The sequence below is a fragment of the Pseudomonas sp. HAR-UPW-AIA-41 genome, from assembly GCF_002304225.1.
GTDB lineage: Bacteria > Pseudomonadota > Gammaproteobacteria > Pseudomonadales > Pseudomonadaceae > Aquipseudomonas.
The window spans coordinates 34,547-47,746 of the sequence record NZ_NSLB01000001.1 but is presented as its reverse complement, the minus strand read 5'-3'; the positions used below and the strand labels follow the sequence as shown (position 1 = coordinate 47,746).

11 protein-coding genes are annotated in these 13,200 nt (G+C 57.8%); all 11 read right to left on the bottom strand.

The window, feature by feature from the left end; all coding sequences use genetic code 11:
• Positions 1-25: 25 nt before the first annotated feature.
• The 11 genes from CK486_RS00210 to CK486_RS00160 are packed head-to-tail and all read right to left on the bottom strand — an operon-like array spanning position 26 to position 13,200.
• On the bottom strand, positions 26-889 hold the full coding sequence (locus CK486_RS00210) for an SDR family oxidoreductase (protein ID WP_095938299.1): 864 nt from the start codon (positions 887-889) through the stop codon (positions 26-28).
• Between the two features lie 22 nt (positions 890-911).
• Complete coding sequence (locus CK486_RS00205) at positions 912-2,339, bottom strand: hypothetical protein (RefSeq protein WP_141248857.1); 1,428 nt, start codon at positions 2,337-2,339, stop codon at positions 912-914.
• A 25-nt stretch (positions 2,340-2,364) separates the two neighbouring features.
• On the bottom strand, positions 2,365-4,764 hold the full coding sequence (locus CK486_RS00200) for a hypothetical protein (RefSeq protein ID WP_095938297.1): 2,400 nt from the start codon (positions 4,762-4,764) through the stop codon (positions 2,365-2,367).
• 49 nt (positions 4,765-4,813) lie between these two features.
• Positions 4,814-6,025, bottom strand: a complete 1,212-nt coding sequence (locus CK486_RS00195; protein ID WP_095938296.1) for a glycosyltransferase family 4 protein — start codon at positions 6,023-6,025, stop codon at positions 4,814-4,816.
• A gap of 3 nt (positions 6,026-6,028) precedes the next feature.
• Positions 6,029-7,225, bottom strand: coding sequence for a glycosyltransferase family 4 protein (locus CK486_RS00190; RefSeq protein ID WP_095938295.1), 1,197 nt, complete (start codon positions 7,223-7,225; stop codon positions 6,029-6,031).
• Between the two features lie 48 nt (positions 7,226-7,273).
• Positions 7,274-8,395, bottom strand: a complete 1,122-nt coding sequence (locus CK486_RS00185; RefSeq protein WP_095938294.1) for an N-acetyl sugar amidotransferase — start codon at positions 8,393-8,395, stop codon at positions 7,274-7,276.
• A complete protein-coding gene (locus CK486_RS00180; protein WP_095938293.1) occupies positions 8,385-9,158 on the bottom strand; it encodes an AglZ/HisF2 family acetamidino modification protein in 774 nt (257 codons plus the stop codon). The genes CK486_RS00185 and CK486_RS00180 overlap by 11 nt, the downstream gene beginning before the upstream one ends.
• Position 9,159: 1 nt before the next feature.
• Positions 9,160-9,777, bottom strand: coding sequence for an imidazole glycerol phosphate synthase subunit HisH (hisH, locus tag CK486_RS00175; protein WP_095938292.1), 618 nt, complete (start codon positions 9,775-9,777; stop codon positions 9,160-9,162).
• A 3-nt stretch (positions 9,778-9,780) separates the two neighbouring features.
• Complete coding sequence (locus tag CK486_RS00170; protein WP_141248856.1) at positions 9,781-11,220, bottom strand: hypothetical protein; 1,440 nt, start codon at positions 11,218-11,220, stop codon at positions 9,781-9,783.
• Between the two features lie 7 nt (positions 11,221-11,227).
• Positions 11,228-12,184: a Gfo/Idh/MocA family protein gene (locus tag CK486_RS00165; RefSeq protein WP_095938290.1), complete on the bottom strand. Its 957-nt coding sequence runs from the start codon at positions 12,182-12,184 to the stop codon at positions 11,228-11,230.
• 2 nt (positions 12,185-12,186) lie between these two features.
• Positions 12,187-13,200, bottom strand: a complete 1,014-nt coding sequence (locus tag CK486_RS00160) for a Gfo/Idh/MocA family protein (protein ID WP_095938289.1) — start codon at positions 13,198-13,200, stop codon at positions 12,187-12,189.

Genomic DNA, 13,200 nt, shown 5'->3' with positions numbered 1-13,200 from the left:
GTCTGCAATCGACTAGGGAGCGAAGCTACCCGCGCTGCTGGTACATCCGCCGCACCAACTCGACCCAATCCGGTGCAACATAGCCGGTGGCTGCGCGGAAGCGCGAACCATCCAGTGAGCGGTCGATCACCAGCGCATCATCCGGACGAATCTCGATCGACTTGGCGTACTGTGCGGCCACCAGACCGAGCAGGCGACACTTGTCGATCGGCTCGGCGGCGACATGATACAGCCCCTTGAGCTGCGGGTGCGCAATCACGAAGTCCTTCATCACCCGCGCAAGCTCCACCGTCGGCAGGCCGGAGAAGATCGCCTTGGTGAACCCCCTAACGCTACCCTGCTGCGCCAGGAACCAGTCCACCAGCGCGTGGCTCGTACCCAGCTCGTGGCCGATGATTGAGGTACGCAGGGTAATAACATGCGGCAGATCGTGCAGTTCGCCGATGTACTTGGACTTGCCGTAGAGGTCTTCCGCATCCGACGGGTCGCTCTCCAGATACATGCCCTTACGCCCGGAAAACACGCAGTCGGTGCTGACATGGATCAGCCGGGCGCCCCCCAACTCACACAGCCGCGCCAGCCGGTGCGGCAACATGGCGTTGATCGGCAGCGCAGTAAGCGGATCCTTGGCATCGGCCAGCTGCTTGATCAGGCCGACACAGTTGATCACCACATCAGGCCGTACTTTGGCCATGACCGCAGTCAGCGCATCATGGTCGAGCACATCGATCCCACACAACAGGCGGGCATGGCTATCCGCAGCAAAATGCTGCAGTGCCGCGGCGCTGCGCAGCGTGCCCCAGGTCTGGTGCGCAGCATCTGCACCAAACACTCGAAAGACGGCATTGCCAAGCATGCCGGTGACACCTAGAACAAGAACCCGAGCCATCAATCCAAACCTTCTTACGATCTCAATGCCTGTGGAAAAAGCGCATGAGCCTATCAGAAAAGAACAAAATCAGAACATTCAGCAGGATTGAACCAAACAGCAGATAGCTCTGTGCCGGCACATAGCCAAAGCTGGTATACCGAAAAGCGATTACCTGAGCAATGAGCGCGCAGAAAACCAGATTCCGCCCGCCCAATCTGTAGACCAGAAACTCAACCAAGGCAGCCAGTATTGAGAACAGCAGCACCGCACAGAACAGAAAAAGATAGGAGCCAGGATAAAACAGAAAAGCAATATAGCCGGGCAGTGACACAAAGTGCAATCCGTCATCACGGGAGTTATCATAAGGGGATGCGACAAAGCTCCTATCGTAAAAGGAGTTCTCATCAGCACTAAACTTTTCAGTTAACGCCTCCTTGAATAACTCAAACCCCAGACTTTCAGCCCCGACGACAGACATCACCCCTTCGATACCCACCCAGCGATCCAGAAATAGAGTTGATGTCTGTTCAACAAGAAGTCGATTAACCTGCTGTTGCTGTTGCTGTTGCTGTTGCTGCTCAGACAGCCGATGAAAATCGAGCGCCCGCAGGTAATTCACAGTATATACCGAGAAAGCAAATAGCCCGCAAAATAATATAGCAGCATATATAGAAACTTTAAGTGGCACCATAGACCCAGAACGCCTGAACTGTGCCACCGAGCCATAGAGCAGCGCCGAGCCATTGAGAATCATACCTCGGCTCCACAACGAAATACTCGAAAACGCCGCCTCCAACAGCGCTAAAGTTATCACAACCCAGTAACGCCCTCGATTTATCTCGAACTCGAAACGCAACAGCACCGCTGAAACCGACGCCATCCCGAATGTAAGGAGCCAAGTAAAAATGCCATTTAGCCCCATCGGCAATGTCAAACGTGCGATCTGGCCTCTCTGGTAAAATCCGAACCAAGCATTAGCAGCACAAACAAGCAAAACACCAACAATAAAAACCCACAACACCCACCCCCTGAAGCGACGATAAAAGACAAACAGGCCTACATAGCCAATCTGCGGCAACACCGGGGGATAACAAAAACCACAACGTTCACGTACTAGCCGCACCAGCAATACAGCTGCCAGAGCACAGCACACAACAAGCAGCGCCTTGTCCAAAGACTCTGGACCACCATCGAAACCGCCTACAGCAATATTGAAACGCCCTTCAAAAAATGCCGTTTGCACGCTGAACTTCAACCAAAAACCAATCCACAGCAAAACACCAATAAAAGCGTCAAAAAAAATTGCCCCTCGACCAAAACCCAAGAACAACAGAACGGTGGAAAGCCCAGTGAACAGCAAATAGACCCAGGCACTGCCCTTATACTCAAAAAACACGCACCCGGCGAGCAGTGCTATCAGCACGAAAATAACTAGCCAAACGACCTTTATAAGAGTTTCCCAGCGCATAAATCCCTCAGACATCCTTTTCCATTTAAGAAAACTTTCCTCGCAGCGGCCGGACTATTTCAGCCAACAGCACCCCCCATAGGAAATACATGATAACGCCCGAATACGGCTGCCGCAGGCCTACCTTGAAGAGACTATCAGGCACAAGCATAAATATAACCACCAGTGCCAACCCCATAGATGGGGCGGAGAACCAGAACACATTCGAGCGCCGAACTACCGAAAACAGGCTATATATGACCAGCAGCAGTAAGGGCAACAATCCAAGCAAACCAAAGTTGTAAGCAAAGTCGAGATAGTAGTTATGCGCACTGGGGTACAGATCGCGTCCAGGCGGCGCGGTATGCCCTAAAAGGGCACCGCGCCAGCCCGTTGAAATACCATCGAGATAAAACGTCCAACGCTCCAGATAATTGACCCGCCACTCAAACCACCATGTCATCAGAGAAGTAGAAACAAACTGCTGCGCCGCCATATCTGTCGACAACAATACCTGCACATAACACAGTGCCAATAAGCCACCGCAAAGAGCCAATAGCGGCAGAGCCATCACTGACCGACGCTCAACAAGCCAATGCTGCAGTAAAAACAAAAGCAGTCCGAGCCACAACAAAAGCATCGACAACACCGACCAGCTAAGAATGACGTAGCCCCCCATCACTAACGCCAGCCCAAGCAACCATCCGTCAACACCTGCACGCCCCCAAAGCACAAAAAGTGCTATCACATAGGCCGCGACGAGTAGCATTGATGCGTACTGCAGGTGCTGATAAATGCTGAAAATAAAAACAGTCGGAGACAGCAAAACATCACCTGCCAGCAGCGTGGCCAGCAGCTGCAGCGGTACAATCGTCAGCAAGACCAGTAGAGCCCCACGCGACAACAGCACCAAAGCATCCTTGCGGTCACCGAACTGCTGCCCCAGCACCAAGGCAAACATCGGCAGAATGTACTGGATCAACAGAATCAGCTTACGCCGCCCTTCACCTGCGCTGCCAAGCCCCAGCAGCAGGCTGGTCAGCAACATGCAGGCGAATAGGAAGAACAGGCTAAGCAGCGCCAGCCGCGCCTGCGAATAACTCCCCAGTAACACCATCCCCAGATAGCAGGCGAGCACCGACAGTGGGATCGGCAGCAGTGCCAGCACCCCGCCACTACTGAAGCTGCTAGAAGTGTCGCGAAAAATACCGCCCTGCAGCTGAAAGAACAGCGGCAGGAAGATTGCTACCGCAATCAGCAGCAGCAGGCGCCGCCGGCTGAACCAGCGACTGTCTCGCTGCGGCAGCAGGCCGTGCCGCTCGCTGGCGTAGAACACCAATGACAACAGCGCACCGAGCAGATATAGCAGTGCCAGGGCATTCACCCCCAGGCCGTAGTAAACGAACGGAATGCTAGCCACCAGTAGGATATTTGCCAGCATGTCCGAGCCGAAGACATCACCACCGACATCGTCTTGAATGATGCGCAGGCGAATGCGCTGCGCCAGCACCATGACCACGCCACCCGCCAGCGAGCAGCCTACTGCCAGCCAGAACAGTTGCCCCTTGTGCGTCCAGTCGAGTACCTGCGGCAGACTCCAGGCCAATGCTACCAGACCCATACCTGCAAGCAGCAGCGCCACCAGCATCAGGTTGAACAACCGCACCAGGCGCCCAAGCCCAGTCGAACGCTGCTCATGACGCACCATGGTCGGCCCCAGCGCCTGGGAGAACACCGCACCGAGAATCCCGCCCAGGGCGAAGGCCGAGAACAGGTCACCGGCCACCTGCTTGCCAACCACCAGCAGGATGAACAGGCGGAACACATACACCGAGACGCCGATGGCCGCAGTCGAACCGAAGTGCGGCAACAGCTGGCGAATGCTCGGCAACAGCGACATGGGGTGACGCAAGGCACGGCCGAGCAGGGTCAGGCTTATGCAGCCGATCAGTGGCGACAGACTCCAGAACAGGGTCATCGGCAACGCCAGGACGCCGCCATCGAGCAGCGCCAGCAGCAGCGCCAGGCTCAGGCAGCCCTGGAGCAGCAGAAAGCGCAGTGCCGCGCGCCCCTGATGATGCAGCTCCTGCTCACTGAGGAATATCTCCGCCAGCCACTCCAAAGCCCGTCGCACCACCAGCAGCAGCACGAACAGCCAACCGCCGTCGACCACGCCGATGCACAGCATGAAGGTCAGTATGCCCAGCGGCAGCAGCATCAGCAGACGCAGACGGAGGATGCCGGCCGCGCCGACCTCACCGGACTCGGCCAGGATCAGACTGCGCGCATTGCCGGAGAACGCGTAGAAAAGCGCTACGGTCGCGCCATGGATCAGGCCGAAGTCAGCCGCCAGCCCAGGCTTGCCGAACAGGCTCAGGCCAATCATCACCAGCATCATGGCGAAGGTGTTGGCCATGAAGGCCAGCGGGAAGACCAGCAGGCGCATCAGCAGACCTCCCCGCGGGCCATCACGGCCCGAGCGGCATGCACGCGCTTCAGCACTGCAGCAGCTCGACCAGCCGGCGTACCTGGCTGGTCATCTCGAAGTGGGCATCGAAATAGGCACGCCCGGAGGTGCCCATGGCGCCGCGCTCGCTGGCACCGAGCGCCTGCATGCAGCGGATATTGGCCACCAGCGGCAGCACCTGCTCGGCCGGCGAAGCCAGGCCCGCGCGCGCCTCGCAGACCACCCGGGCACCCTCGCCGTTCATGCAGGCCAGGATCGGCCGGCCGGCGGCCAGGTACGCCTGTATCTTGCTGGGAATGGTCTGGGCAAAGGCCGGCTCGTCGTTCAGCGACACCAGCAGGGCCGAAGCGCGCTCGAAGATCTGCGGCATGGCCTCCATCGGGAAACGCCCCGGCAGCACCAGATTGTCCAGCCCCAGCGCCTGCTGCTGGGCCTTGAGCCAGGCCAGGCGGCTGCCGCTGCCCACCAGCACCAGGCGGATACGTGGCTCATCGCGCAGGTGAACCGCCGCCTGCACCAGGGTATCGAGCGCCTGGGCGGTACCCAGGTTGCCGGCGAACACCACGCAGAAGTGCTGCTCGAGCAGTTCCAGCAGCTCGCCAGGCACCGGCACCAGGGCCCTGCTGCTACTCACATCCATGGAATTGGGGTAGTACTGGATCTTCGCCCGGTCGGCATACTGCGCCACCGGCTCGACGAACGCCCGCGACTGCACCAGAAGGGTGTCGCACGGGCGGTAGATGGCCCGCACCATCCAGCCCACCGCACGCAACAGGTACGGATTGCGCACGAAACCGGTTGCCGAGAGGCTCTCCGGCCACAGGTCCTGCACCCACAGGGCGAGCCTGGCCTTCTTCAGCCACTTGAGCAGGATCGCCGGAATCGCCTGGGTGATCGGCGATGGCGCGAACACCAGAATCGCGTCGAACTGGCGCCCCCGCAGCATCCACGGCAGGCACAGCAGTCCGCTGAATACAAAGGACAGGTAATTGAGGATCAGACTCTTCGCACCACCCTGCCCGCGCGGCCACAACGGTACCCGCAGCACTTCGACGCGTCCCAGGTAACGTTCGCGCTGGGTACCCGCAGCGCGGTAGCCCTCGAAGACCTTGCCATCGGGATAGTTGGGCTTGCCCGTGGCGACCACCACCTCGTGGCCCTGCGCGTCGAGCGTGCGCACGATGTCATTGATGATGAAGCTTTCCGGCCAGAAGTACTGGGAGAGCACGAGGATACGCATGGTTCAGCGACTCGCATTTGATGAAAGTACGCGGTGATAAAGGTCAAGCATGCGCGCTGCATTGACGTCGATCACGAAGGTTTCCTCAGCCCAACGCTTCGCCTGACATCCAAGCTGACGACGAAGATCGGGATTTTCCGCAAGCCGCTGCAACGCATCGGCGATCAACAGCGGGTCTGGTGTCGGCACCGCCAGTCCTGTCACCTCGTGTAATAGAGCGTCCGGCAATGGATCGCTCACGGCCACGACACTGGGCACCGAGTAGAACGCCGCCTCGAAGACCGGGCGCCCCGCTGCATCCAGATGCGAAGGGAAGCAGAGAATATCCAGTTGCGGATAAAGTTCGCGGACATCTCTCACGAAGCCGAGCAGCTTGACCCGGTCTTGCAGACCCTCGCGGCAGATCAGTTCCTCCAGCTCACTTCGGACATCTCGCGCAAAGCCAAACTTGCGCAAAATCCAGGCCTTGAGTCCGGATATCTCGCGCGCGTTCTCACCCGCCACGAGGCACTGTATGGAAACGCCACGGGACTTCAGGATACGCATCGCCTCGACCAGCTCGAAGATGCCCTTGAGCGGAATCAGCACGCCGAGGAAGCCGACCTTGACCGGTCCAATCCCGTCAGCAGAGAGCCGCTCGACTGGCTGCCTGGCCACCTCCAGGCCATTGTGGACGATGCTCAACGGAAGCCCCGGCTCCAGCGTGGCAGCGACGGTGTGATCTATCGCCACCACCGCATCGGCGTATCGACGCAGCAGCCCGTTAAGCCATCGGGTTCGCAGGCCGGAGCCCGGCTTACGCTGCAGCGAGCGAACGTGCACCACCATCGGAACACGCAGCAGCCATTTGGCGACGACACCCAACGGCAGCAGGGTTATCTCGTTGATATGGATCAGGTCGAAGGGTTCGCACCGCAGCCGCCACAGCCCAGCCAGCGCAAACGGAAGCAGGAGGAGCTCCCGTAACAGGATCAACCAACGAACCTTGCGGTAGTAGCCATAACGCGTGTTGTCGAACTGACTAAGCCCCTTCACCGGATGAACCCGCATGCCGGCTCTTTCGAAGGATTGGCAAACGCCTCCGGCAGGAGTGAGAACAGTCCCTCGGACCCCTGCGTCTTGTAGCAGCCTGTAGAGCTCGATCAGGCTTTTGGATGCGCCACCGAAAGCCGCAGCAGGATGCAGAAACAGAACGTTCAAGTGAGAAACCCTTAACGGAAACGAGCTTGCAGGCCCCGGCAAACAGACTCAGGAAGCACGCCGCATCTGATAGATCTTGCGGATGAGATCCCAGGCGAAGCGCTCACTGGGGTAGGCATCGTGCGGTTTGCCTGGTCGACGCAGATACTCCTCCAACTGGCCTTCAGACCAGCCCATCTTCTTGAGGAAATACTTGCGGTCCCTGTCGAGCTCCTCTGGCGAGGCGTAGGGAGAAGCCTGGAGATGGGCAAGCGCCTGATCACGTGGCATCTGACCACTCATAACCAGCGTCGAGAGATGCAACTTGCGTTTATCCACATCGAACTTTTCGGGGAGGATGTAGCCCTGATAGAAACGTGTGAAGACCGATTCGTAGTGCTTGTAGGGATAACGCTTGTAGGCGTACTTCTGCTCGAGCAGCTCCAGCGCTGCTTCCTTCTGGTAGTCGTAGAGGTCGAGAAATGACGCCCACTGAATTCCACGTACGACACGGTTATAAACGTAGCCAAGCGTTCCCATGATCGGGAAGGTACGGATCCGCACTGAATTACGCCGAGCGATCGCCTTGATGTTGCGCTTGTCCCACTTGCGCCAGTTCCAGCCCTCCGGCATGGGCATGCCTTCGGTCGCGGAGTTGCTTCCCGACAGGATGTACTTGATGCCGTAGCGCCGCGCCTGTTCGTAGTTCACAGCCAGCATCGCGTTGTCGTAAAGCAGTTCCACATCGATGACATCGGCGTCGAAAAATGCCTGCATCAGGCCCTTGTACTCAGGCCAGTCGATAACGTGGGTGTACAGATCGACGCCGAGACGAGTGACCAGATTCTTGATGTTGTTGACCGCAAGCTCCGAGTTCCAGTTGTTGTCCATGTGCACGGCCAGCGGCCGCAAGCCTTCGTTCAGGGCCAGATGCAACACATAGGAGCTGTCCACTCCCCCGGAGAGACCGATGATGCAGTCATATTTCTTGCCCTTCCCAGCCTTCTTCACTTTCTCCACGAAAGCCCTGCGCTGCTCCGCGCGCTCGTGCTCAGGGGCGAAGACCACACCGTTGACGCGCTGCTGGAAGTAAGTGCAGTAGTTGCAAACGCCTGAGTCGTCGAAAGTTATTTCGGGTGCGCTATCGTCCATCACACACCGCGAACAGATCCTGTGTTCTTTAGGAAACATCCTTACCTCTGAAAATCGACTCGAGCTCTGAATAATTGGGATAGCTGATCAGCACCGCACGATGCGGCCCCTGCAGCACGAACAGGCTGCCGGCAGCGACCGCAGAAGCACCCGCCTCGATTGCTTCCACGAAGTGCCCCAGCTCGGCAGCGCCACCTAGGGCTATCAGCGGCACATCGACTGCATCGGCAGCGGCCTTGATCAGGCGCAGATCATATCCCTGCTGCATTCCGTCACGATCCACGGAGTTGAGCAAAACCTCGCCAGCGCCGGCGGATACGATCGAACGGAGCGCTTGCAGCCAGTCTGCGGACAGGGCCCGACTGGAAGACGAAGACCACAGACGGTAACGTCCCAGCCAGTCACGCTTGATATCGATGGAAACAACCACGCTCTGGCTGCCGAAGCGCTGGGCGATCTCTGTGACCAGCGCCGGGTTCTGCAGCGCAGAGGATTGTAGAACGACCTTTTCCACGCCAGAAGAGAAGATCCTCCGGGCCTGCTCTATGGTGGATATTCCGCCTCCGTAGCCCAGCGGCATGAAACACTCGGCAGCGATGCTCTCGATCAGCGCGTAGTCCGGCTCTCGCCCCTGCCGGCTGGCGTCGATATCGAGCAGCACCAATTCGTCCACTTCCTTCTCATTGAAGATGCGAATTGCATTGATCGGGTCGCCGATGTACTTGTGCTTGCCGAACTTCTGGGTCTTGACCAGCCCTCCCTCGCGCAACAGCAGGGCCGGTATCACACGATGCTTGAGCACCTCATACCTCCAGGAAGCGGTGGAAGAGCTCCATGCCGAAGCGATGGCTCTTCTCCGGGTGAAACTGGAAGCCCCAGATGTTGGCATGGCGAAAGGCGGCCACGAAGGTTTCCCCGTACTCGCATTCCAGCAGCACGTCCGCAGGGTCGGCGCATTCGACCCGGTAGGCATGAACGAAGTAGAAACGCCGCGGACTGGCCGATGCCGGCAACAGCTCGTCCGCGCGCACCTGCCGCACCTCGTTCCAACCCATATGCGGTACCTTCAGCCGCGGGTCGCTGGGACGAAAGCGTCGTGCCTGCGCGTCAACCCAGCCAAGTCCCGGCTCCTGGCCCTCTTCACTGCCGCGAGTCAGCAACTGCATGCCCAAGCAAATACCCATGATCGGCACATTACGCTCCAGCACCGCTGCCTCCAGCGCCTGAACCCAGCCTCCCTCGCGTAGTACCTCAATGCCATGATCAAAGGCCCCTACTCCGGGCAGGATGATCTTTTCCGCCTCGCAAAGCTGTCTCGGTGAGGAAAGCAACCGAGCCGTTCCGCCAACGTGTCGAACCATGTTGAGGACAGACGCGAGGTTTCCACAGCCGTAATCGATAACCGATATTGTCTTGGACATGCATTAGGATCCTTCAATTATCGGGGCGAGACTGCCGATACCGGCCACTCCAGTCAGGTTTTCAACGAAGTCTTGGCGACAGAAACGCTCGGAGGCCTTTGCCTCCGCATAGGGCTCCCACGCCTGCATATGGCCGACCAGCGCTGCTGGGGAATCCGCAAGCAACGCCGCGCCCTGTTCCAACAACGACTTCATCAGTTCGTGGCCAGGCAGCCCGAGCACCACTGTCGGGACCCCGAGAGCCAAAGCGTCGTAATGGCAGGCAGACGAAATGCTGAGATGAATGTCACTTTCAGCAATGAGCTGGTGAGTAGGGATAGCATGTCCCGACTCCAGAATTCGAACTCTGGGGTCAGACGCCAGCACCCTGTAAGACGCCTCTTCATCATAAATCGGGTGCAACTTGATACTGAGCTCGACTGGTCTGTCCACCAGACACATGAACTCCCGGATAAAACACACCAGTTCCGCAACCGAGAAGCCCTGAGCAGTCAATAGCATTCGCATCGGATCCAAGGGCGATCTATTGCGCTGGGCCACAGCGCGAAGGCCCCGATATTCGTCGATAGCACTACAACCGCAGGCTACAATCCGATCAAGACTCGCTAGGGCACTGCAAGCCAAGCAGTCGCGCCAGTAATCTCCATAGACCACCAGTAGATCAGGAAGCAGCAAGTCACCTTGCGTCTGGGACAACGCCTCAGCGGGCAGAGCGTCAGGATGGTCCGGCGAAAAGATTCCATGTTGCACCTCAATGAACCGTATCCCACTCTTCTGCGCCGCACGCATCAGCGCATACTCACCGGTATCAGCTACCAATACTGCCTTGGGCCGCAGACGCTTCAAAAGCAAAGAATAGAAGCACACCTGCCAGCGAAACTTGGCATATGTCTTTCGCACTTGCCTAGCGTCTAAAGTGCCAAGCCCAAAAGCCCGGCTTGCCAATTCAGCAAGTTGCGCATACTCGCTCGCAGATCTGTGAAAGGGGCAGACAATCGCCAGCACCGCGGAAGCAATCTGGATAAATGTGGTATCCAGATCGATCCGAATGGCTGCACGAGACTCCCTGACAGCAAACGCTGCACTATTGCAGAAAGACCATTTATGGCCGCCGGGGACTCGTTCGAGCAACGCGTCGAAATAGACATCGGCGTAGCCGTCGCCCTTTTCCTCACGTAGCGCTGAACTATAGGTCTTGACGACATAACGACAACGCATGCCGAGCAACGCGCGAATGATGCCCAATAGCGAACGCATGCAGCGTAACAACAACGCCTGGGGCTTCGCCTGCGACTGAGTCTTCAGACCTAGACCCTGCAGCGAATGTCCTACGGGGGCTCGTAGCAGCCGCCATAGAGACACTCCGCCCAGCGAATAGGAGAACAGCCCCAGCGACGCCTCAGCCTGGGCCAGCTTTTGCGCCACTTGCTTTTCCGTCAGCACGGCTACGTCACGCTCCCATGTTGAAAATATGCGCGACCAACTCCATGGACTTCAACGCGTCTTCAAGACTGGCGAGCTCGGCTGGCTCACCCCGGGCGGCATGCAAAGTCTGCCGAGCCTGAAACAGCAGACCCGGCTTGTACTGGCTATCCATCGGGTCTATTTCCAGCGGCTCATTGCGACGCTCGCCATAACGCTGTACCAACACCTGTTCCAATGGCCGCATTTCCAGGCGCTCACTTGGCGTATTCACCGTTACCACCCAGGGACCTGGGCCATTCCATATGCCCTCGTACAGCCCCTTATCACCGCTGGAAAAAGTCACCAGAGCAAGCACCACACCAGGATTTTCAGGGTCCCAGCGACAGATGTTCTCTACCGAAGCCACCTCTCCACGACCTAACACGCGGAAATAATCGATCAGGTGGATCGAGTTGGCAAACATGTAGTTTTCCACCATCAACGGCGGATTCTTATAGATGGTCAGCGCAGCGTGCTGATCCTGCTGGTCAAGCACTTTGATGAAACGTGGACCGTCATTGTCAGCAAGACGCTGTACCGCCTGACGGGTACTGGAATAAGCACGACGGTTCAGCGCCACGTAAACCCGTGCCTGCTTTGCCAAGGCAGCTGCGTGGATATCTTCTGCGTCAGCCAGATTATAGCCTGCCGGCTTTTCCAGAAGCACCAGCCAGGGAAACTGAAAGCAACGCTTGGCTACATCCGCCATGTGCAATTCGGTTACGGTAACCACCACGATGTCTGCGAGGGTTTCGCGGTACATCTCCTCCAGACTGTCGTAGACAACCACGCCTGGGAAGTCAGCAACCAGTTGCTCGGCGCGCGGGCGAGTACGTGAGGTGATGCCTACGACCTTGGCTTCTCCAGTCGCGGTAAACGCCTTGAGATGCTCGGATGCCATATAGCCGGCACCAACAATGGCTACTTTCAATATCTTGCTCATGTTCAAGCCCAGCTGAAGGTTTTCTGTTTCGGCAAGGAATCATCAACGGGCGTAAACGCCGCATTGGTTTCCCCGGACACGTAAGCTGCCACAAGAACCGACAAGGCGTGCCGACCGATATTGCCATCCGGGAAATTCTCGCCCGCCAGCATCGCCCGCCAGACACTGGCAGTTGGCTCCAGAACATCGGCAGGTGCGATGGAAAAAATCGCCTCTTCTGCCGGCATACCATAACGAGTGGTCGGCAGTTCGGAAAACTCTGTCTTGCGACGTATTGTCCTGACGCTACCAGCCAGCTCGTCAACGATGATCTGCCCATTTCGGCAGCCATAGATCACCTGGATACCGTGCCCAAGATCGCCCCCAGCTTCTAGGTTGAAACGCACACCGCTGGCGCTGAGCCCTCGCAACTGGCCAGAATAGTCGGAATATTGCGGGCCTCTCGGGTTAGGAACCTTCTCGTTATCAACCCAGCACTGGACGCTTGCCAGGCTCTCACCAGTGACGTAGCGGAACATTTCGAAATAATGCACGGCGTTCATCGCCAACCCGAAGTTGGATGCATGCACGGTGATGCTACGCAGCGGCCCGAACTTACCGCTGCCGATCATCTCTCGAATCTTTGTGTACTGTTCCATAAACTGCATCTGGTGGTTCACAGCCAACTGCACCCCGTGCTTGGCACAAGCAGCGACCATGGCATCGGCTTCGACCAAGGAAACTGCCAGGGGTTTTTCGCAGAGAATGTAGCGAAAACCAGTTTCAGCGGCTTTGCAAACGAACTCGGCATGGCTCGGCGCGGTGGTGGAAACCGTCAGCAACTGCGCGCCCGAGTGCTCCAGAAGCTCCTCTGCGCTACTGAAAACCTTGCCGGCCAAAGCTGGAAACTCCTTCAGCGTCTCATCGATAGCCCCTTGGAACAGATCGTAGACTCCAACGACTTCAAAACCTAGGTTCAGAGCAACCTGCACATGTCGACGGCCCATGCGACCGAGCCCGATAATCGCGAATTTCAT

Excerpts from the sequence above, each read along its gene's own strand:
- CK486_RS00210 (WP_095938299.1), bottom strand. The coding sequence starts at position 889 with ATGGCTCGGGTTCTTGTTCTAGGTGTCACCGGCATGCTTGGCAATGCC.
- CK486_RS00205 (WP_141248857.1), bottom strand. The coding sequence starts at position 2,339 with ATGCGCTGGGAAACTCTTATAAAGGTCGTTTGGCTAGTTATTTTCGTG.
- CK486_RS00200 (WP_095938297.1), bottom strand. The coding sequence starts at position 4,764 with ATGCGCCTGCTGGTCTTCCCGCTGGCCTTCATGGCCAACACCTTCGCC.
- CK486_RS00195 (WP_095938296.1), bottom strand. The coding sequence starts at position 6,025 with ATGCGTATCCTCGTGCTCTCCCAGTACTTCTGGCCGGAAAGCTTCATC.
- CK486_RS00185 (WP_095938294.1), bottom strand. The coding sequence starts at position 8,395 with ATGTTTCCTAAAGAACACAGGATCTGTTCGCGGTGTGTGATGGACGAT.
- hisH (WP_095938292.1), bottom strand. The coding sequence starts at position 9,777 with ATGTCCAAGACAATATCGGTTATCGATTACGGCTGTGGAAACCTCGCG.
- CK486_RS00165 (WP_095938290.1), bottom strand. The coding sequence starts at position 12,184 with ATGAGCAAGATATTGAAAGTAGCCATTGTTGGTGCCGGCTATATGGCA.
- CK486_RS00160 (WP_095938289.1), bottom strand. The coding sequence starts at position 13,200 with ATGAAATTCGCGATTATCGGGCTCGGTCGCATGGGCCGTCGACATGTG.